Source organism: Streptomyces sp. SKN60 (assembly GCF_026236535.1).
Classification (GTDB): domain Bacteria; phylum Actinomycetota; class Actinomycetes; order Streptomycetales; family Streptomycetaceae; genus Streptomyces.
The window spans coordinates 14819-32992 of sequence record NZ_JAHTMW010000034.1 but is presented as its reverse complement, the minus strand read 5'-3'; the positions used below and the strand labels follow the sequence as shown (position 1 = coordinate 32992).

Sequence of the window (18174 nt, the reverse complement as noted above, 5' to 3'; positions counted from 1 at the left end):
TGGTTTCGCGAGTGGGGGGGTGTTCGGACGGCCGTGTTCGGGGCCGGCTCCGACGGAGGACGGTCCGTCGGCGCCTCAGGCGCTCATGGCCGCTGCGGGCGCACTCTTCCTCGTACCGCCGCAGCACCCGGCGGGGTCCGCGGCCGCGGGCATCGACGACAGATGACCGGCCTCGGACCCGGCGGGACGGCGCCGGAAGATGCTGTGCAGGATCATGCTGAACACGGCCGTCCCGTCGGCGGCCACCAGCGTGCAGCGCGGCTTGACGGTGCCGCTGGTGGGGTTGAACGGCGACGGGGTCGCGCCGAGGATCTCGACGCGCGCCGTGAGGACGTCGCCGGGGCGTACGGGACGCAGATAGCGGACCTCGTCGATGCCGGGCGAGCCCATGCAGGCGCTGTAGGCGAGCAGCCCGTCGACGTAGCGGCGCATGAACATCGCCTGGGTGTGGAAGCCGCTGGCGATCAGCCCGCCGAACTGCGATTCCTCGGCGAGCTCGGGGTCCGTGTGGAAGGGCTGCGGGTCGAAGCGCTTGCCGAACTCCAGCACCTCCTCCGCCGTGACGGTGACGGTGCCCAGCTCGTGGACGTCGCCGGGCCGGAAGTCCTCGAAGTAGCGCATCTCGCGCCCTCCTTGACCTAGGAGTGGTCGTTTCCTGGCATCACCTAATCTACGAATCGCTCATTTATTTTGTCAACCCAAAAGAAGCCGGAAGGGGCTGGAATCAAGGAGCTGGAATCACCCCCAGTCCAGGGCCTGTTGGATGTCCGCCCACAGGTCCTCGACGTCCTCGATGCCGACCGACATGCGCACGAGCCCCGGTGCTATCCCGGCGGCCGCCAGCGCCTCGGCGTCCAGCTCGCGGTGGGAGGTGGAGGCGGGGTGGGTGACCAGCGATTCCACGCCGCCGAGGGAGAGCGCGAGCTTCGCGACCCGTACGCCCTCGATGAAGGCCCGGCCGGCCTCCCGCCCGCCCGCGAGCTCGAAGGACAGCAGACCGCCGCCCCCGCCCGCGAGGACCTTGCGGGCGATGGCGTACGAGGGATGGCCGGCCAGCCACGGGTAGTGCACGGCCGTGACGTCGGGGCGCGCGGCGAGCCGTTCGGCGAGCGCGGCGGCGCCCGCGCAGTGCGCGCGCATCCGCAGCGGGAGGGTCGGTATCCCGCGCAGGGTCAGCCAGGCGGCGAACGGGTCGGCGCACGCGCCGAGTTCGACCGTGCGCGGCCAGACGGCGCGGCGCAGCGCGTCGTCGGCGAAGACGGCGGCGCCGCCGAGGACGTCCGAGTGGCCGGAGAGGTACTTGGTGGTGGAGTGCACGACGACGTCCGCGCCCAGCTCCAGCGGCCGGCACAGGACGGGCGAGGCGAGGGAGTTGTCGACGACGCTCGTCACCCCGGTCCGGCGGGCGGCGGCGAGCAGCCCGGGCAGCTCGGGCACCTGCCCGGTGGGGTTGGCGATCGTCTCCAGGACCAGCAGCCGGGTCGCCGGGTGCCGCGCCGCCGCCTCGAACTCCTCCGTGTCGTCGCCGGAGATGTACGTGACGTGGATACCGTAGCGGGCGGCCAGGTCGGACAGGACGGCGTAGGTCCCCCCGTACAGACACCGCTGCGCCACCACCCGGTCCCCGGGCTTGAGCAGCGCGAGCAGCACCCCGCTGATGGCGCCCATCCCGGACGCGAAGGCGATGGCCCCGGCGCCCCCTTCGAGCCCGGCGAGGGTCTGCTCCAGGGCCCGTACGGTCGGATTGCCGCGCCGGCTGTAGACGTACCGCCCGTCGGGCCCGGCCATCGCCTCGGCGAGCTCGTCGGCGGAGGAGAAGGCGAAGGCGGAGGACTGGACGAGGGGCACGGAGAGCGGCCAACTGCCCTCCTGGAACGGTTCGTTGATGACGTGCACGGCACGGGTGTCGAGTTCCACGGGGAATCCTCTCCGGATACGGGAAAGGGGCCGCCCGACCTCCGGCGTGTACCGGACATCGGGGCGGCCCCTCGGGGCACGTGCTGCTTACGCGGAGACCTTGTCGCCCTGCGGGGCGGCGGCCGGGGCGGCGGCGGCCTCTGCGGCGACCGCCTTGTCGGACTTCATCACCAGGAGGGTGATGATTCCGCCGACCGCGGCGATGATCGCGGCGCCGATGAAGGCGGCGGAGAAGCCCTCGGTGAGCTTGGGCAGGTTGCCGAGCTGGGCGGCGCCCTGGGACATGGCGACGGCGGTGAGCGCGGCGAGGCCGAGCGCGGAGCCGACGTTGTAGGTGGTGTTGACGATGCCGGAGGCGAGTCCGGCCTGCTCCTGCGGGGCGCCGGACATGGCGGTCATCATCGTGGGGATGTAGGCGAGGGACATGCCGAGCGCGGCGACGAGCGAGGCCGGCAGGACGTCGACCAGGAAGGTGCCGGTGGGCTCGACGGCGGCCAGCCAGACCAGGCCGGCGGCGAGGACGAGGAGGCCGATGCCGATGAGCGGCTTCGCCCCGAACTTGCCCATGAGGCGGGCGGTGATGGCCGTCATGAAGATCATGAGGAGCACGGTCATCGGGAGCAGCGCGGCGCCGGAGGCGAAGGCCCCGTAACCGAGGACCTGCTGCAGGTAGAGGTTGAGGAAGTACCACATCGGGATCCAGGCGGCACCGAGCAGCGTCATCGCCAGGTTGGCGGAGCCGAGGCGCGGGACCCGCCAGACGCTGAGCGGCATGAGCGGCTCGCGGACGGACGTCTGGATCACGAAGAAGAGACCGATGAGGACGACGGCGCCGATGAGTTCGAGCACGGTGGCGGTGGCGCCCCAGCCGACCTCGGGGGCGCGGACGACGGCGAAGACACCGAGGGCGAGACCGGCGGTGACGGCGACGGCGCCGATCACGTCGACGGAGCCGCGGCGGGACTCGACCTTCGGGAGGAGCTTGGTCGCGGCGAGGGTCGCGAGGCCGATCGGGACGTAGATGATGAAGCACAGCTGCCACCAGGCCCACTCGGTGAACACGCCGCCGAGGAAGACGCCGGCGGTGCCGCCGGCCGGGGCCGCGGCGCCGTAGAGGGCCATCGCCTTGCCGAGCTCACGCGGGTCGTGCATGAAGAGCATCATCAGCAGGGTCATGGCGGAGGGCGCGATGAGCGCGCCGCCGACGCCCTGGACGGCGCGGCCGACGATCTCGACCCAGGCGGTCTGGGCGGCCGCCGCGACGACCGAGCCGGCGATCATGATCGCCCAGCCGGAGACGAAGATCTTGCGGGCGCCGACGAGGTCGGAGAGGCGGCCGCCGAGGAGCAGCAGTCCGCCGAAGACGATCACGTAGGCGTTGAAGACCCACTGCAGCTCGCCCTGGGAGAAGCCCAGTTCCTCCTGCATCTTCGGCAGCGCGACGCCGATGATCGAGGTGTCCATGATCACCATGAACTGCGCGGCGGCAAGCACGGCAAGTGCCCACCAGCGCCGGGGATTGACGGTTGCGGTTGACATTGCCCTGACCCTTCGCTTGCGATGACATACCCCTGGGCATACCCCTGGGGGGTACCTGCACGGAGGACCGTAGCATACCCATGGGGGGTATGTAAGAGCGAGATGAGGGCGGGGTCGCGGCGAGGCCGGGGCGGGTGGGGGCGAGCCGGGGACCCGGCGGGCCCGGGTGCGGGCGGCAGAATGCCCTTCATGACCGCCCCGATGAAGGCAGACCAGGCAGACCGGGAGCAGGAACTGCTCCACCGCTGGACCACGACGCTGCTCGCGGCGCGGGCCGGCCGCGGGGGCCCCGACCCCCTGCCGTACGGCCGCAACCTGCTCGACCGCTGGTCCGAGCCGCAGCGCCGCTACCACACCGTCGACCACCTGCGGGCGGTACTGAGGCGCATCGACGAACTGGCTGACCAGGGCGGCGAGGGCGGGGAACTGGAACTCGTACGCCTCGGGGCCTGGTTCCACGACGCCGTCTACCGCCCCGACCGCAGCGAGAACGAGGAACGCTCAGCCGCCCTCGCCGAACTCGCCCTCACCGAACTCGGCCTGACCCACCACGAGGTCGCCGAGGTCGCCCGCCTCGTCCGCCTCACGGTCACCCACGACCCGTCCCCCGGCGACCTGAACGGCGAGACCCTCTGCGACGCGGACCTCGCGATCCTGGCCGCCGACCCCGATACCTACCAGGGGTATACGGCCGCGGTCCGCGAGGAGTACGCCTTCGTCCCGGACGCCGCCTTCCGCGAAGGCCGCGCCACCATCCTCCGCCAACTCCTCGCCCTTCCCCGCCTGTTCAGGACCCCGTACGGCGCGGCGGCCTGGGAGGAGCGGGCGCGGGAGAACCTGGAACGGGAGCTGGGGGAGCTGACGGAGTCGGCGGGCTGACGGGGCGGGGTGCGGGGTGGTGCGGGTGGTGCGTATCTTCTCGCCGACCGCCCCTGTCGAGGGGTACACGTCAACGAGAGGGCAAGAACCCCGTGCGCTTCAGAACGATCCGTGCCGCCGTCGCGACCGCCGGAGCACTCGTGCTCACCCTCGCGGGCGCGGCCCTCGGGACCGCGCCCGCGAACGCCGCCTCGACCGGCTTCGAATACGAGGTGACCCGCAACGCCGGCGCGTACCTCGACGTGCCCGGCACCGAGATCGCCTTCGACGCCGCGGCCGGGGAGCGCTCGTACCTGTGGTCGCGCTACTTCGCCACCGAGCCGGTCGACGCGCTCTCCGCCGGCGACAACATCGGCAACACCTTCGCCGTCCGCTGCCGCAACGCCGACGGCACCGCCCTGCCCACCGCCACCGAGGCCGGCTCCTACTGGGCCGCCAACCTGGTGCCCACGATCGAGAACAAGCTGACCTCCGCCCTGCGCTGGGTGTTCGTCGCCCCCGCGGCCGGCAGCTACACCTGCCGCCTGTCGATCGTGTCGTACTCCTCGATCATCGTGAACGGCCGCACCGTCACCATGCGCGTCCCCGCCGGCGCCGAACTCGCCCGCCAGACCTACCCCGTCTACACCGACATCTCCCGCTGGACCCTCCTCGCGGGCAGCGGCACCACGGTCGCCCGGGGCACCACCGCCACCACCCTCGGGTACACGGTCACCCCGACCGCCGGCAACCGCCTCTCCCTCTACCAGGACGCGGCCCTGTCGACCTGCGCCGCCGGCTCCTCGATCTGCTCCGGCGGCACCGAGGCGTACGACGGCACCGTCGTCGAGACCTGGGTCGAGGCCCAGCCCCGCAACGCCGACGGCTCCCTGTGCGGCGGCCCGATCGCGGGCCCGGTCTCCCGCTGGGACATCACGAACGCCAAGCACCACCAGAGCGCGGCGAACACCCTCACCCTGACCACCGCCCAGCTCGGCGGCTGCACCCAGGTGCGCACGACGCTGAAGGTGCGCAACGTCGACGGCAACCCCGTCAAGATCCACGACGGTTACGCCTCCGGCACCATCGCCGCCACCCACGGCTCGGCGATCACCTACACCGTCTGACCCGGCGGTACTCGACCATCCCGTCTCGGAGTCCGAGCCGCGTGAACCCCGACTTCGTCAGGACGCGGCCGGACACCGGATTGTCGGGGTGGTGCTTGGCGCCGAGGGAGGTGAGGCCGGCGGTGGTGAAGGCGAAGGCGACCAGCTGCCGGACGGCCGCCGTGGCGTGGCCACGGCGCCAGGTGTCCTCGCGCAGGACGTAGCTGACCCGCCCATGCGCGTTCGGTCGGCGGCCCAGTTTCACCACACCGATGAGATCTCCACCGTGGTCCACGCCGAGGATGTACTGGACCACGGGGTCCGCGGCGGCCCACTCCCCCACACGCGCGACATACTCCACGGCTTCCTCGGCCGTCATCTCTGATCGGCCGAGGAAGTTCACGGCGGCACCGCTGTAGATGCGATGGACGGCCGGAGCGTCGTCCGTCGTCAGCGCCCGGAGCGCGATCATCGCGTAAGCCGGTCGACCACGGCGGCGGCCGTCGGCCGCTGCCCCGGAGCGGGCGCGAGGCACGCGCTGATCACGTCCTCGAACTGCGGGAACGGCCAAGGCCGGACATCCGACAGCGAGTACGTGCTGCCCTTGGCGATGGCCGCGAGCTTCTCCCTGCGCTCGACACCGTCCTCGTAGGCGATGGGGCGTCGCCCCGTCCAGCACCAGAACAGCGAAGCCCCAAGCCCCCAGACGTCGGCGGGCGGCTCGGCTCGTACATGGACGTCGGCGGTGGTCGCCAAGACCGCGTCCGCGATCTCGGGGGCGGTTGTGTGGGTGAGCGCACCGCGATACGGCAGACGCGGCCCGTCGCCCGGGCCGCAGGCAAGGGCGTAATCGATGAGTACGGCGCGGCCGCCGGGCGTGACCAGTGTGTTGGTGGGCTGGACATCCGCGTGCGCCCACCCAACGGCATGCATACGGGCCAGCCCGTCGGCCCACGTCCGGGCGACGCCGAGCAACCACGCCCGCGTGTCACGGGTGTCGCCGTCCCACGCGCGGGCTCGCGCGAACGCCTCCCACACCGGCGCCCCCTCGACCCAGCGCGCCGCGAGCCAACGACCGCCCGCCCAAGCTCCTGCGTCGACCCGGTAGCCGGGGTCCACCGCGCCCGCGTCGATGAGGCGTACAAGATGCACGTCCTCCTGCGCTGTCTCGGCAGCCTTGTCGCCCGCGCTGTCGCCCTCGGGATCGTTCGCCTTCAGGACCACGGCCCCGCGAGGCCCGTCGATCTTCCAGACCCGCGAGCCGCGCCGATCGCTCAGGAGTCGGACCGCGAGTGGTTCGCCGACCCTGCCCTTGAGCCGGTCGACGGCTTCGCCAGGGGGAAGAAGCCCTTCGCCCATCTGCGGATCTCCTGCCAATCGTCGGGAAGGTGCGCGCAGACGTCACGACCGTCGTCGTCGGCGACGGCGAGCGCCGAGGCCAGGCCGGGAGTCGCATGGAGAAATCGAGGGTCGCGCCGACGGATGGCGGCTCTCACCGGGAGGAACGAGACCGGAGCGGCCGGGGTGCGGCCGCCGGCCTGGGTGGTCTCCCGCTCCCCGGCGTAGAACTTGCCGAACATGATCCCGACCTGGGCGTACAGGTTCTTGAGGGCCCAGTGCGGCCACGCCAGCAGATCGCGGTGCCGGACGCCCGGCACCTCACCCAGGACGACGACGTTCTCGCACCGCAGGAAGCCATGGGGCCGGCGGACCAGGGGCCGCAACCACTCGGCGGCCCGCGCCCCGGCGTGGAACAGTTCGGCCTCCACCGCGAGCGCGTCCACACCGCCGACGGGGCGGTAGACGGTCCACGTGGTCAGCCCTCGCTCGACCGAGGGTCTGAGGTAGGGGCAGTGAGCGGTCATCCGCTCCACGTATCCGGCGATGTCCACGGACCGTGGCCTGGCGGTACGCGCCTCGACGAGCCGGAGTGCCCCAGCAGACGGCCGGGGCACTCCAGCCGCGCGCGTCAAGGTCACCGGGTCTCCGGTACGACATCGTCGCCGTCTCCGGTGGTCGGGCCGCAGTCCCACTCGGCCACGACCTCTCCGGTCTCCCGGTAGCGGGCGAGCGCGGCCTCGTCCAGGACGCCCTTCCCGTCGGTGAACCAGACCTCGGGCAGCGGCCCGAACGCCGCCTCGTACGCGGTCACCCAGCCGATGGGTCCGAAACCGCTCATCTCACGATGCCCGAGGAGCCTCCCGGCGCACTCGCCGCTGAGGGCGTCGTACTCCGGAGTTCCGAGCATCCGGTGCCATTCCGCGTCCACGGCCCGGGAGAACATCTCGGCGGGGGCGTGGCCGTCGGCGAACCGCTGTCCGGCGATGGCGAGGAAGCGACCGAGCTCTCGGCGCTCGATGGTGAGGGGACTCATGGTGGTTCTCCTTTTCGACGGTGTTCTTGTGTGCGCTCACGAAACGAGCTGGATGTTGTCCGCGGCCGTGGTCCACTCCACGCCGGACGCGCCACGAATGTGTGCGACCCTGACGGTCCGGCCACCGGTCTTCTCCTGGACGATCGCGGCCAGTTCGCCCTCGCCCCGGCTGGCGATGTCCCGCACGGTCCTGTGCAGCCAGGAGTGACCGTCCTCATGGAAGAGGGACCCGACATCGACGCCGCTCACTCGGCGGACTCCGAGTAGGGCCTGTCGTCCTGCCGACAAGGGAGGGGCACGGTCATCGGCGTCTCCTCGGTGGAGTAGGCGCAGCGGGCCGCGGTGCGACGGCGAGGCGCGGGGCGGCCCGCTGCTTGGGGGCGCCGCCCGGAGGGTCCTTCGGTCTCTGAGCGGCACCCAACACGCTAGAGAGACAGGGGATTTACCCTCAACGAAATTGCACCGACTTGCAGATGCTCACCCGAGCGAGTCAATCGCTGCGTTGATCCGCGCCTTCGCTTCGTCGCCGTAGACAGCCATCTTTGCCAGGTCGGCGAACGCGCGGGCATAGTCGGCGATTTCACGCGGCTGGGTCACATTGATCTCGGCTGTCAGGGTCTCCACGACGGCGCGTCGGTCGTCATACAGGTAGAAGGCTTCCATCGGCCAAAGGGTGCGGGAGGCCGTGGAGGGGATGACACCAAGAGAGACAGACGCGAGAGGCAGCACGGCGAGGAGGTGTCGGAGCTGGCCGGCCATCGTCTCCACGTCCCCGATCCGAGAGCGCAGAACCCACTCCTCCATGACAACAGCGAAGCGGTGGCGTCCCTCGTACAAGAAGCGGCTGCGTGCGACGCGGGAAGCGACCGCCTCGACGACGTCATCGGGGGTGGCCCAGAACCGTGTGACAGCCTGAAGCACGGCCGTTGCGTAGGGCGCGGTCTGAAAGAAGCCCGGCATCACGTTGGACACGTAGACACGGCAGAGGGCCGACTGCTCGTGCAGCGCGTAGAAGTCCTCCTGCACCTTGCGCAAGCCATTGCGCTGAAGTCTGCGCCACTCGACGTACATGAAGTCGACCGCGCGGGCGCTGGCGACGAGATCGGCGGCTTGATCATCCGCCCCGCACGCGGCGCACCAGGCGCGGATGTCAGCGTCCGACGGCTGCGTCTTGGCGTTGATGATGCGGGAGGTCTTTGCGGCGTTCCATCCGCACCGAGCGGCCAGCTCATGCCCTCTGAGTCCCGCCTCCATCATCAGTTCCCGCAGGCGCGCGGCAACAGCCTCGCGTGCGGCCTGGACGCTGGAAGACGGAGAGGAGGGCATGAGCAGTTGGCCGGATTTTGTCAGACGGTGTACTGCTCGTGTGGAATACCGCGCTCCCACACTGACTCGAAAGCGGACGCGCAGAGCTTCACTACGGCAGGGTCCTCGGTGAAGTCGGTGTGCATCCACCGGCTGTCTCCACCGAACACGTTGAACTGCACCAAGCGGTCATCGAACAGCCAGAAGTCGTTTCCGGGCAGTGCAATGTCCGACGCACGCCGGCGTGGAAGCCAACGAACCTGTTCGCCTGCGCCGATAACCACCGTGGTACCCGCGTGCTCGAACCGGATGTAGTCCGTCACCGGTTCCGAGACGATCCGGGCCCGGCGCATCACCACCCCTCGGCCGACGGCCTCCGACACGAGGTCGACCCACAGCGCCCAGTAGGGAGAACCGGGGTCGGTGTTGGCGAAGCCTGCGCGCTTCCACTCCTCGAAGTCGTCCGCCTCTCCGGAGACGGCGTAGGAGTCCCGCATCTCAAGGTGAACCGCAGAGTGACGTGTCTCCTTCAGTAGTTCACCGAAGCTCTCGACGCTCTGCGTCATCACATGCCTCCCTGATAGCCCGCACCATCCTGGCTGGGATCCGAACCACTGTCTCGTGGTCCGGGATCGGACCGAAGGCCAGACATTCCGCCTCCTTCGCCTCGTCGATCTTCCAGCCCTGAAAGACCAGATCCGAGGTCTCCTCGTCCACGAACACCGTGGGAGAGCCGTTCACCCCGGACTTGTCGTCCTTCGCGATAAACCGTAGGGCCATGATTCCCTCCCGTACCAAGACTCTTGCGCGGTCTTGCGCGTCACGTTCCCGAATACCGATCGGAGCCGTCAAGACCGCACGAAGTGTCTGGCCTGGAAACGACGAAGCCGCCACTGGTCCGTGGCGGGTTCAGAGCCGGACGGTCCGATCAGTCGGCGGACTCGTCGTCCTCCAGGCCGGTCGTGGACGGCAGAGGGTCGGAGACGAAGGTTCCCAGGCCGACCTCGCCCCGGGTCCAGCCCTCTTCCCGTACGCGTCGCATGGCCTTCGCCGCCGTCGCGTTCACGACGCCGAACTCCTGGGCGATCTCCAGGGTGGACGGCACACGGCTTCCCGGCGGGTAGGTCCCGCTCTCGATGCGCCGGATGATCTCCGCCGCGATCTGTCGCCAGAGGGGCCGGGTGCGGTCAAGGTCCATGAAGTCAGCGTGGGTGACCGCAGGTTTCCGCGCATCCGTAGATAACCGTGGATAACTGCGGCTACAGTGTGGCCCGACACACAAACGCCCCCGGGCGGCCGGCCAGGGCCGTTCCCAGGGGCTGACCGAAGAATGGAGCTTCGGCTGTGCGAAACCTTATCGCCGCGCTGCTCGCGCGACTGCTGGGCCTGCCCCTGGCGCCCGGTTCCGGGCGGCGGCGGGCCGACACTCGGCCGACCAACCCGACCTCGGTCCTCGCCCGGCGGAGGGAGGAGGTACGACCCGGGCTGTACGACTGGTTCGGTCCGGCCCAGCGGCAAGCTGACGGCCCCCGCTCCCCGTACGGGCTCGGGGAAACGCTCGACGGAGCGGCCACCGCCCTCATCCGTCCCTACCTTGTCGCACTCGAACGACAGGAAGAGCGCACCCTCCAGCGATGGCGGCGCCTCAGCCTCGTCCTCGCGGCAGACTTCGGACTCGACCTGGACACCCGGGACATCCACGCGCCGAGGGTGGCCTGGTGAGCGAGCCGACCCCTGACACTCCGTCGCGGAAGCCGGTCCGCATGTGCGTGCGCTGTCACCACGTCACGGACACGCCCGTGATCGTCGCCGAGGTGCACCAGAACTCGGGGCCCGGGTGGAACGTGTACGCGTGCCGGGAGTGCGCACCGCACTTCCCACCGCAGCCCGATCCGCTGGACCTCCTTCAGAGCAGGCACCGCCCGCGTCCGAGAGAGACGGGGTGAGACCACCGCAGGGCACGCAGTGTACTGCCGGTCCGCACCCCGGGCGGGGTCCGTTGCCCAGGGCGCGGCATCATCTCCGCATCGCGTCGAGAACGGCCCGCCTCGTGCGCCGCGAGCGCGATACCGTGAAGCAGATCTCACCGAGGAGGGCCCGATGACGACCTCGCCCATCAGCGACGCCGCATTGCCGATGCCGCCTCTCACCGAGGCCGCGCTCCGGGTGGCCGTGAACCGTATCGACCTCGCCGCCGCCGTCGAATTTGAGCAGGAGTTCCGGCAGGCATGGCAGGAAGCCATCCAGACCGACAGCACGACGCCCATGCATCTCTTCATCCGCCGGTGGGGCATCTGGGTGGCGCTGCGCCGAACCCCGGAGAGAGCTGCCCGGCTGCATGCGCTGGAGACCGTCTCCGGGACCGCGGAAGACAGGGCCGTGCGGCGGGCCGCGTCGGCGGAGATCGGGAGGATGATCGCCGAGGCGGAGCGCGAGGTCTGGGACTGAGCGGCGGGGCTTAGGAGTACGCCCCGGACCCACAGCAGTTGTCAGTACGACTGCAGCTCGATCAGGCGGCCCTCCGGGTCGCGGAGGTGGGCGGTGCGGAGGGTCGGGCCCCATTCGGGGCGGGCGGCGGGGGTGGTGACCGGGGTGCCGCCGTGCTGCAGGCAGAGGGCGAAGCCCTGGTCCACGTCGTCGACGCGGAGGACGAGCATCGTGGTGTCCTGGGCAGGGTCGGCGGGGAGGGGCGCGGTGCCGAGGGCGGTGGACATCGCGGCGCGGTCGAAGAGGGAGAGGACGGACTGGTCGTCGCGGTCCCAGTTGGCGTACGGGCCGGCCGGGTCGCCCTTCGCGAGACGGGCGCCGGTCAGGGGCGGGAGGACGGCGGCGTAGAAGCGGAAGCAGTCGGGGAAGCGGGTGACGAGCAGGCGGGGGTAGAGGGCATCCATGCCGGGCCTTCCTCATGGGGGCGCGGGGCAACACGCGGGTGATTAGTGGGTGCAGACCCACTATAGGGTTGCACCCTAGAATTCGGGCCATGGATTCCGCACAGCCCGCACCGTCCGCACAGTCCGCGCACGCGACGCCGCCGACGCTGCTCGACCTGAGCACGTACCTCCTCTCCCGCGTCGGCAAGACCGCCCGCGGCCGTCTCGCCGCCCGGCTCGCCCGGCGCGAGCTGCGGCTGTGGGACATGGCGGTGCTCGCCGCGCTCGCCGACTTCGGGCCGCACGCGCAGCGGGAGCTGGTGGTACGGCTCGGGGTGGACGCCAGCGACATGACCAAGGTGATCGACCAGCTGGCCGCCGCCGGCTGGGTCGAGCGGGCCCGCGATCCGCGCGACCGGCGCCGGGTCTCGGTCTCCCTCACCCCCGAGGGCCGCACCGCCCTCACCGAACTCGACGCCGAGGCCCGCGCCGTCCAGGACGAGGTGCTGGCCCCGCTCGACGCGGACGAGCGGCGCGCCCTCCACGCCCTGCTGCTGCGGGTGCACCGGGAGCTGTAGGTCCCCGCCCCGCCCGTACCGTCCCGTATCGCGAGACGATCACTCGCAGAGGAATGACAGGCACAAACCGCAGGTTGCCCATGTCATGCCGTCTTCCTCCGCCGACACCGCAGAAGCCGCCCCGCCTGCCGCCCCGCCCGCCACCACCCGTATGCCCCTGGCCGTCTACATCCTCGGCCTCTCCGTCTTCGCGCTCGGCACGAGCGAGTTCATGCTGTCCGGGCTGCTCCCGCCCATCGCGGAGGACATGAACGTGTCCATCCCGCGCGCGGGCCTGCTCATCTCGGCCTTCGCGATCGGCATGGTGGTGGGCGCGCCGCTGCTCGCCGTCGCCACCCTCCGGCTCCCCCGCAAGACCACCCTGGTCGCCCTGATCACCCTCTTCGGCCTCGGCCAGGTGGCCGGCGCGCTCGCGCCGAACTACGCGGTGCTCTTCGTCTCCCGCGTCGTGAGCGCGCTCGCCTGCGCCGGGTTCTGGGCGGTCGGCGCGGCCGTCGCCATCGCGATGGTGCCGATGGGCGCCCGCGCCCGCGCCATGGCCGTGATGATCGGCGGCCTGTCCATCGCCAACGTCCTCGGCGTCCCCGCCGGCGCCTTCCTCGGCGAGCACCTCGGCTGGCGCTCCGCCTTCTGGGCCGTCGCCGTCGCCTCCGCGATCGCCCTCGTCGGCGTCGTCACCCGCATCCCGCACATCCCGCTCCCCGAGACCAAGCCCCGGCTCAAGGGCGAGCTGGTCATCTACCGCGACCGCCAGGTGCTGCTCTCCGTCCTCGTCACCGCCCTCGCCGCCGGCGGCGTCTTCTGCGCCTTCTCCTACCTGGCCCCGCTGCTCACCGACGTCTCCGGCCTCGACAAGGGCTGGGTCTCCGGCGTCCTCGCGCTCTTCGGCATCGGCGCCCTCCTCGGTACGTACATCGGCGGCCGGGTCGCCGACGCCCACCTCTTCGGCGTCCTCCTCAGCGGCATCACCGCCTCCACCGTCTTCCTGGTCGCCCTCGCCCTGTTCGCGTCCAGCCCGGTGGCGACCGTCGCGCTGACCTTCCTCCTCGGCGTCTCCGCCTTCTACACGGCCCCCGCCCTCAACGCCCGCATGTTCAACGTCGCGGGCGCCGCCCCCACCCTCGCCGGCGCCACCACCACCGCCGCCTTCAACCTCGGCAACACCGGCGGCCCCTGGCTCGGCGGCACCGTCATCGACGCCGGCCTCGGCTTCGCCTCCCCGGCCTGGGCGGGCGCCGCGATGACCCTCCTGGGCCTGGCCGCGGTCATGCTCTCACTGCGCCTGAGCCGTACGCCGGCCGGCCGGGTCGTCGCCCGCAGCAGCTCCCCGGCCTCCACCCCCGCCCCCATGCCCACCCCGGCCACCGCAGCCACCGAGAACGCCGTCGACTGCACCGTCTGAGGCAACTGCGCTGCCTGAGGCCGGCGCCCCCCTACGCGGAGATCGCGTCCTGGACCAGACGGGTCATCAGGGGAGACGGCTCCACCGCCAACTCCCGGCGCAGCAGCCGCCGGTACTCCTGGTAGCGCTTCACCGCGCACGCCCGGTTGCCCTCGGCGAGGAGGATCTCGACCAGGATCCGCTGGGCCGTCTCCCTGATCGGATCGATCTGGCTCGCGGTCAACGCCGTCTGGAACGCGTCCAGATACTCGCCCTCGCGGCGCAGCCGCTCCGCGAGGGCCTCCAGGGCGTGCAGTCTCAGCTGGTCCCAGCGCTCGCGCTCCAGGACCAGCCATTCGTCCGGCCAGTGCGGCAGCAGCTCGTCCCGGAGGCGGGCGACCAGGTCCTCGTGCTCCGCGGGCGGGGCGCCGTCCGTCACCGACCGCTGGGCCGCCCCCCGTACGCAGTGCAGGTCGACGGCCACGACCGGGGCGAGCCGCAGCCGCCGGTCCACGCACTCGACCGCCGTCACGGGCCCGGCGCGCCGGCCGTGACACAGCGCGGTCCTGAGGTTCGCGGACGCTCTGCTCGGGACGCAGTCGGGCCAGAGCAGCTCGGCTGCCGCACCCCGGTACACACCGGCCGTGTGCACGGCGAGCAGCGCCAACAGGCGCTGTGCCCCTGAGGGGAGGGGGATGCGGCATCCGGCGTATGAGAGCTCGAAGGCGCCGAGCAGTTCGAGGTATACGCCGTTCGATGACACATCCCTCACTGTGCAACCGGCCGGTGGATCACGCATCCGCTCCCCGCCCGGACAGCGCCCCCGCGGCACCCCTGTTTCCGGGCTTTCCGGCGCCGGCCCGCCCGGGGCCCGCACCTTTTCCGCACGATTTCCGGCGCTTTCCCGGACCCGCCGGACCAACGCTCTGACCGGCTGCCAAACGCCGTGGAAATGCTCCCGGCCACGCCCCGGAAACGCTCCGCCCACGCGGCTTGGACATTCCGGGTGACGGGCCGGGAACGCGGCGCTCCGACGCTCGTACCGACATGCACCGGCACGGAACGCAGGTCGGGAGGTCGGAATGAAGCCTCGGGCGATCCTCGGCGAGGGCGCACTTCACGCTCAGCCCGGTCAGCCGCTCGGCGACCCGCGGGTGTGCGTGGCGCTGCTCGACGGCCCCGTCGACCTCACCCACCCCTGCTTCGCGGGCGCGGATCTCACGCGCCTCACCACTGTGGTGCAGGAACCCGCCGGTCAGGGACCCATGTCCCGGCACGGCACACACGTGGCGAGCCTCCTCTTCGGCATGCCGGACAGTCCCCTTACCGGGCTCGTCCCGCGCTGCCGCGGCCTGCTCCTGCCGGTCTTCCGCGACGGCGCCCACGGCGGTGACGGCGGCCGGGTGCCCCAGCTGGACCTGGCCCGCGCCATCGAGCGGGCGGTCGAGGAGGGCGCGCACGTCATCAACCTCAGCGGCGGCGAACGGGCCGCCGACGGCCAGGCCGACCCCCTGCTCGCCCGGGCCCTGCGGCTCTGCGAGGACCGCGGCGTCCTGGTCGTCTCGGCCGTCGGGAACGACGGCGCCGACACCCTCCAGGTGCCCGCCGCCCACCCCTCCGTCCTGGCCGTCGGCGCCGCCGCGGCCGACGGCCGGCCACTCGACATCAGCAACTGGGGTGCCGCCTACCGCACCCACGGAATCCTCGCCCCCGGCCAGGACATCGAGGGCGCCGCACCCGGCGGCGGCCTCGCCTCCCTCACCGGGAGCAGTTTCGCCACCCCCCTCGTGGCCGGTACGGCGGCGCTGCTCGTCGCCGCCCAGCTGGCCGGCGGCGGCGCGGCGGACCCCCGGGCCGCGGGGCAGACCCTGCTCACGACGGCCACCGCCCCCGACTGCGCCGACCCGGACGCCCCGGACTGCCGCCGCAGGCTCGGCGGCAGCCTGGACGCCGTCCGGGCGCTCGCCCACGTCACCAGGACCAGGAAAGAGGAGACAGCCGTGACCACTCCCGCAGCCGCTTCCGCGCCCGTGCCGCAAGAGGCCCCCGCACCGCAGCAGGCCGTCGCCCCCGCGGCCGCCCCGCCGCCGCCCGAACCCGTGCCCACGCCCGGGGCCGTACCGCAGGCCCCCGCACCCCAGGCCCCGGCACCGGTGCCGGCCGGCGTCACCGCCGACGGCGGAGCACCCGCCCCGCCCCCGGTGGCCCAAGCCCCGGCACCGGCACCGGTCCAAGCCCAGGCCCAGGTCCAGGCCCCCGTACCGGCTCCGCCCCCGGCCCAGGCCCCGCCGCCCGCGGTCGCGCCCGCGGTCGCACCCGCGGTCGCACCCGCGGTCGCCCCGGCACCCGCCCCCGCCACGTACGCCCCCACGTACGCCCCCGTGCACTCCGGCGTACGCCCCGCGTGCGGATGCGGCGGCAGCGATCCGGCCGCCTGCACCTGCGGGGGCGGAGGCGTTGGTACGACAGGAGGACGCCAGCTGGTCTACGCGATAGGCACCATCGGCTTCGACTACCCGACCGAGGCCCGCCGTGACGGCTTCCGGCAGCAGATGCCGTACGTAGACGCCACGGTCAACGGCGAGAAGGTCGAGCAGGATCCCGACCCGTACAACGTGAACCAGCTCCGCGAGTACCTCATGAGCGCGCCCTGGGCCTCCGACAAGCTCACCTGGACCCTCGTCATGGACGGGGCCACGGTGTACGCCCTTGAGGCGGAGGCCCCCGTGGCCATGGACTGGGGTCAACCGCTGGTGCTCCCCGAAGAGGCCCAGGAGACGCACAAGTCGGTCGCTCAGCTCGCCGCCGCGAAGAAGAAGAAGAAGACCGTCGACGAGATCCACGCGATGCTGGCCTACCCCCCGGTGTCGCCCGTCTACCGCGTGTTCCGCGACGCCATCGCGGGCCAGGCCATCAACGTCGAGAAGCAGAAGGACAAGCGCGCCGAGTACATCTCCCGCGTGTCCATCCCCGGTGTCCTCACCGGCCGCACCACACGCCTCTACTCCGGCCAGATCGTGCCGGTGGTCGAGGTGAAGAGCCGCGGTCTGTACACGTGGCACGAGGCCGTGCTCGTCGACGCCGTCATCAAGAAGATCAAGGAGGAAGCCGCGACGCACCACACCGTGGTCGACAACCCGGACCAACTGGAGCTCACGATCCGCGCGTTCCTCGACAAGATCTACTACCAGTTCCGCAACCTCGGCCAGACCTCCGCCGACCGCGCGCTCAACTTCATGGGCACCAACGCCTACGCGTTCAGCAAGCAGCTCGCGGAAGGCCTGCTGTCGGCCAGCAAGGTACCCGGCTCCAGCGAGAACCTGTACGCGCTCGACACCATCACGGTCACCAAGAGCCCGTACTGCCGCGTCGGTTCGGACTGCCAGGACGTGACCGTGACCTTCTACGACCCGGAGGACGAACGCAGGTCCCGGCTCTCGTACCAGTTCACCGTCGACGTGAGCGACGCGCTGCCGGTCACGCTCGCCCCGGTCCACACCTTCCTCGGCTCCTACTGAGGATCACGAGAGGAGAACCCCATGAACGCCCGAAGCACCCCCCGCCCCGGCCGTCCGGGAGCACTGCCCCTCCAGGCCCGCCCCGTCCGCCGCGACGAGCACGAGGCCGGCGCCGACCCCCGTACCGGCGTCGGGGCCGCCAAGTCCCCCTGCTCCACCATGACCGGCCCGGCCAGGCAGATGTGCTACGCGAGTTACGGCGTGGTCTGACCGGAGCCTTCGAGAAGAGAACACCGTGGAAAGGACATCGTGATGTTCGACGAGACCCGCACCACCCACGACACCGGCAGCGATACGCACCGCCGGTCCCCCGCCGGACAGCTCCGGCTCCAGCTCCCCCAGCAGTCCGCACCCGTCCAGCGCGACAAGCACCCCGAGGGCTCGGACGGCTCCGGCGGCGCGGCGGCCAGCGGCGTGGTCGGCAGCATCCTCGGCCGGCTCCTGCCGTTCTGAGGGCCTCACGCCCCGGGACAGGAAAGAACAGGAAGGGAGAACACCATGCTCAAGGAGACCCAGACCAGGGAAGGCGGCGCCAGAACGCCCCGCCGGTCCCCGGCCGGACAGCTCCGGCTCCAGATGCCCCAGCAGTCCGCACCCGTCCAGCGAGGCAAGCACCCCGAGGGCGCGGACAGCTCCGGCGGCGCGGCGGCCAGTGGCAGGATCGCCGAGTTCCTCGGCGGCCTCCTGCCGTTCTGAGTCCCGCGTCGGTCCCGAGTCATCGGCGGGGC

24 protein-coding genes are annotated in these 18174 nt (G+C 71.5%); 10 read left to right on the top strand and 14 right to left on the bottom strand.

Translation table 11 applies throughout. From position 1 onward, the window contains the following. Window positions 1-75 precede the first annotated feature (75 nt). The 3 genes from KV205_RS34575 to KV205_RS34565 form a co-directional block, all read right to left on the bottom strand. Entirely contained in the window at window positions 76-621 is a 546-nt protein-coding gene (locus KV205_RS34575; protein ID WP_265868948.1) for a MaoC family dehydratase, read from the bottom strand. Between the two features lie 117 nt (window positions 622-738). Then, the gene (locus KV205_RS34570; RefSeq protein WP_265868947.1) at window positions 739-1917 is read right to left on the bottom strand and encodes a PLP-dependent aspartate aminotransferase family protein; all 1179 of its coding nucleotides are present in this window, start codon (window positions 1915-1917) and stop codon (window positions 739-741) included. Between the two features lie 87 nt (window positions 1918-2004). After that, window positions 2005-3456 (bottom strand): MFS transporter, encoded by a 1452-nt coding sequence (locus KV205_RS34565; protein WP_265868946.1) that lies wholly within the window; start codon window positions 3454-3456, stop codon window positions 2005-2007. Window positions 3457-3645: 189 nt separating this feature from the next. Between KV205_RS34565 and KV205_RS34560 the strand changes: the two genes are divergently transcribed. Both KV205_RS34560 and KV205_RS34555 read left to right on the top strand, forming a co-directional pair. Next, complete coding sequence (locus tag KV205_RS34560; RefSeq protein ID WP_265868945.1) at window positions 3646-4335, top strand: hypothetical protein; 690 nt, start codon at window positions 3646-3648, stop codon at window positions 4333-4335. Window positions 4336-4427: 92 nt separating this feature from the next. Next, entirely contained in the window at window positions 4428-5441 is a 1014-nt protein-coding gene (locus KV205_RS34555) for a hypothetical protein (protein WP_265868944.1), read from the top strand. On the opposite strand, the gene KV205_RS34550 is transcribed toward KV205_RS34555, so the two are convergent. From KV205_RS34550 to KV205_RS34510, 9 genes are all read right to left on the bottom strand, one after another. Beyond that, window positions 5425-5892 (bottom strand): GNAT family N-acetyltransferase, encoded by a 468-nt coding sequence (locus KV205_RS34550; protein WP_265868943.1) that lies wholly within the window; start codon window positions 5890-5892, stop codon window positions 5425-5427. The genes KV205_RS34555 and KV205_RS34550 overlap by 17 nt on opposite strands. Continuing rightward, complete coding sequence (locus tag KV205_RS34545; protein WP_265868942.1) at window positions 5889-6779, bottom strand: hypothetical protein; 891 nt, start codon at window positions 6777-6779, stop codon at window positions 5889-5891. Before KV205_RS34545 ends, KV205_RS34550 begins: the two co-directional genes overlap by 4 nt. Further along, window positions 6695-7312 carry a DUF6875 domain-containing protein gene (locus tag KV205_RS34540; protein WP_265868941.1) on the bottom strand — a complete coding sequence of 206 codons (618 nt, stop codon included), beginning with the start codon at window positions 7310-7312 and terminating at the stop codon, window positions 6695-6697. Before KV205_RS34540 ends, KV205_RS34545 begins: the two co-directional genes overlap by 85 nt. Window positions 7313-7395: 83 nt before the next feature. Further along, a complete protein-coding gene (locus KV205_RS34535; RefSeq protein ID WP_265868940.1) occupies window positions 7396-7794 on the bottom strand; it encodes a hypothetical protein in 399 nt (132 codons plus the stop codon). 36 nt (window positions 7795-7830) lie between these two features. After that, the gene (locus KV205_RS34530) at window positions 7831-8043 is read right to left on the bottom strand and encodes a hypothetical protein (RefSeq protein ID WP_265868939.1); all 213 of its coding nucleotides are present in this window, start codon (window positions 8041-8043) and stop codon (window positions 7831-7833) included. A 228-nt stretch (window positions 8044-8271) separates the two neighbouring features. Then, window positions 8272-9120, bottom strand: a complete 849-nt coding sequence (locus KV205_RS34525) for a helix-turn-helix transcriptional regulator (RefSeq protein WP_265868938.1) — start codon at window positions 9118-9120, stop codon at window positions 8272-8274. 20 nt (window positions 9121-9140) lie between these two features. After that, complete coding sequence (locus KV205_RS34520; protein WP_265868937.1) at window positions 9141-9665, bottom strand: DUF6879 family protein; 525 nt, start codon at window positions 9663-9665, stop codon at window positions 9141-9143. Further along, window positions 9637-9879, bottom strand: coding sequence for a hypothetical protein (locus KV205_RS34515; RefSeq protein ID WP_265868935.1), 243 nt, complete (start codon window positions 9877-9879; stop codon window positions 9637-9639). Before KV205_RS34515 ends, KV205_RS34520 begins: the two co-directional genes overlap by 29 nt. 148 nt (window positions 9880-10027) lie before the next feature. Beyond that, entirely contained in the window at window positions 10028-10297 is a 270-nt protein-coding gene (locus tag KV205_RS34510; protein ID WP_265868933.1) for a GntR family transcriptional regulator, read from the bottom strand. Window positions 10298-10443: 146 nt separating this feature from the next. On the opposite strand from KV205_RS34510, the gene KV205_RS34505 reads away from it, so the two are divergent. Then, entirely contained in the window at window positions 10444-10821 is a 378-nt protein-coding gene (locus KV205_RS34505) for a hypothetical protein (RefSeq protein WP_265868932.1), read from the top strand. A gap of 378 nt (window positions 10822-11199) precedes the next feature. Beyond that, a complete protein-coding gene (locus KV205_RS34500) occupies window positions 11200-11547 on the top strand; it encodes a hypothetical protein (protein WP_265868931.1) in 348 nt (115 codons plus the stop codon). A 41-nt stretch (window positions 11548-11588) separates the two neighbouring features. Here KV205_RS34500 and KV205_RS34495 read toward each other — a convergent pair whose 3' ends face one another. Then, on the bottom strand, window positions 11589-11990 hold the full coding sequence (locus KV205_RS34495) for a VOC family protein (protein ID WP_265868930.1): 402 nt from the start codon (window positions 11988-11990) through the stop codon (window positions 11589-11591). An 89-nt stretch (window positions 11991-12079) separates the two neighbouring features. Here KV205_RS34495 and KV205_RS34490 point away from each other — a divergent pair, with 89 nt between their 5' ends. Both KV205_RS34490 and KV205_RS34485 read left to right on the top strand, forming a co-directional pair. Continuing rightward, complete coding sequence (locus tag KV205_RS34490) at window positions 12080-12547, top strand: MarR family winged helix-turn-helix transcriptional regulator (RefSeq protein WP_265868929.1); 468 nt, start codon at window positions 12080-12082, stop codon at window positions 12545-12547. Window positions 12548-12698: 151 nt separating this feature from the next. Continuing rightward, the gene (locus KV205_RS34485) at window positions 12699-13949 is read left to right on the top strand and encodes a Cmx/CmrA family chloramphenicol efflux MFS transporter (RefSeq protein ID WP_265868964.1); all 1251 of its coding nucleotides are present in this window, start codon (window positions 12699-12701) and stop codon (window positions 13947-13949) included. A 31-nt stretch (window positions 13950-13980) separates the two neighbouring features. On the opposite strand, the gene KV205_RS34480 is transcribed toward KV205_RS34485, so the two are convergent. Next, window positions 13981-14691, bottom strand: a complete 711-nt coding sequence (locus KV205_RS34480) for a BTAD domain-containing putative transcriptional regulator (protein WP_265868928.1) — start codon at window positions 14689-14691, stop codon at window positions 13981-13983. A 319-nt stretch (window positions 14692-15010) separates the two neighbouring features. Between KV205_RS34480 and KV205_RS34475 the strand changes: the two genes are divergently transcribed. Genes KV205_RS34475 through KV205_RS34460 form a run of 4 tightly spaced genes read left to right on the top strand, consistent with a single transcriptional unit; the run spans window position 15011 to window position 18142 of the window. Continuing rightward, window positions 15011-17446 (top strand): S8 family serine peptidase, encoded by a 2436-nt coding sequence (locus tag KV205_RS34475; protein WP_265868927.1) that lies wholly within the window; start codon window positions 15011-15013, stop codon window positions 17444-17446. 21 nt (window positions 17447-17467) lie between these two features. Then, window positions 17468-17656 (top strand): hypothetical protein, encoded by a 189-nt coding sequence (locus KV205_RS34470; RefSeq protein WP_265868926.1) that lies wholly within the window; start codon window positions 17468-17470, stop codon window positions 17654-17656. A 42-nt stretch (window positions 17657-17698) separates the two neighbouring features. Next, window positions 17699-17899, top strand: coding sequence for a hypothetical protein (locus KV205_RS34465; protein ID WP_265868925.1), 201 nt, complete (start codon window positions 17699-17701; stop codon window positions 17897-17899). A 45-nt stretch (window positions 17900-17944) separates the two neighbouring features. Beyond that, complete coding sequence (locus KV205_RS34460; RefSeq protein ID WP_265868924.1) at window positions 17945-18142, top strand: hypothetical protein; 198 nt, start codon at window positions 17945-17947, stop codon at window positions 18140-18142. Window positions 18143-18174 lie beyond the last annotated feature (32 nt).

Bases quoted from the DNA above. Each gene is read 5' to 3' on its own strand.
- KV205_RS34550 (WP_265868943.1), bottom strand. From the start codon at position 5,892: ATGATCGCGCTCCGGGCGCTGACGACGGACGACGCTCCGGCCGTCCAT.
- KV205_RS34515 (WP_265868935.1), bottom strand. From the start codon at position 9,879: ATGGCCCTACGGTTTATCGCGAAGGACGACAAGTCCGGGGTGAACGGC.
- KV205_RS34460 (WP_265868924.1), top strand. From the start codon at position 17,945: ATGCTCAAGGAGACCCAGACCAGGGAAGGCGGCGCCAGAACGCCCCGC.
- KV205_RS34565 (WP_265868946.1), bottom strand. From the start codon at position 3,456: ATGTCAACCGCAACCGTCAATCCCCGGCGCTGGTGGGCACTTGCCGTG.
- KV205_RS34510 (WP_265868933.1), bottom strand. From the start codon at position 10,297: ATGGACCTTGACCGCACCCGGCCCCTCTGGCGACAGATCGCGGCGGAG.
- KV205_RS34485 (WP_265868964.1), top strand. From the start codon at position 12,699: ATGCCCCTGGCCGTCTACATCCTCGGCCTCTCCGTCTTCGCGCTCGGC.
- KV205_RS34500 (WP_265868931.1), top strand. From the start codon at position 11,200: ATGACGACCTCGCCCATCAGCGACGCCGCATTGCCGATGCCGCCTCTC.
- KV205_RS34560 (WP_265868945.1), top strand. From the start codon at position 3,646: ATGACCGCCCCGATGAAGGCAGACCAGGCAGACCGGGAGCAGGAACTG.
- KV205_RS34470 (WP_265868926.1), top strand. From the start codon at position 17,468: ATGAACGCCCGAAGCACCCCCCGCCCCGGCCGTCCGGGAGCACTGCCC.
- KV205_RS34490 (WP_265868929.1), top strand. From the start codon at position 12,080: ATGGATTCCGCACAGCCCGCACCGTCCGCACAGTCCGCGCACGCGACG.
- KV205_RS34535 (WP_265868940.1), bottom strand. From the start codon at position 7,794: ATGAGTCCCCTCACCATCGAGCGCCGAGAGCTCGGTCGCTTCCTCGCC.
- KV205_RS34520 (WP_265868937.1), bottom strand. From the start codon at position 9,665: ATGACGCAGAGCGTCGAGAGCTTCGGTGAACTACTGAAGGAGACACGT.
- KV205_RS34495 (WP_265868930.1), bottom strand. From the start codon at position 11,990: ATGGATGCCCTCTACCCCCGCCTGCTCGTCACCCGCTTCCCCGACTGC.
- KV205_RS34575 (WP_265868948.1), bottom strand. From the start codon at position 621: ATGCGCTACTTCGAGGACTTCCGGCCCGGCGACGTCCACGAGCTGGGC.
- KV205_RS34545 (WP_265868942.1), bottom strand. From the start codon at position 6,779: ATGGGCGAAGGGCTTCTTCCCCCTGGCGAAGCCGTCGACCGGCTCAAG.
- KV205_RS34475 (WP_265868927.1), top strand. From the start codon at position 15,011: ATGAAGCCTCGGGCGATCCTCGGCGAGGGCGCACTTCACGCTCAGCCC.
- KV205_RS34525 (WP_265868938.1), bottom strand. From the start codon at position 9,120: ATGCCCTCCTCTCCGTCTTCCAGCGTCCAGGCCGCACGCGAGGCTGTT.
- KV205_RS34465 (WP_265868925.1), top strand. From the start codon at position 17,699: ATGTTCGACGAGACCCGCACCACCCACGACACCGGCAGCGATACGCAC.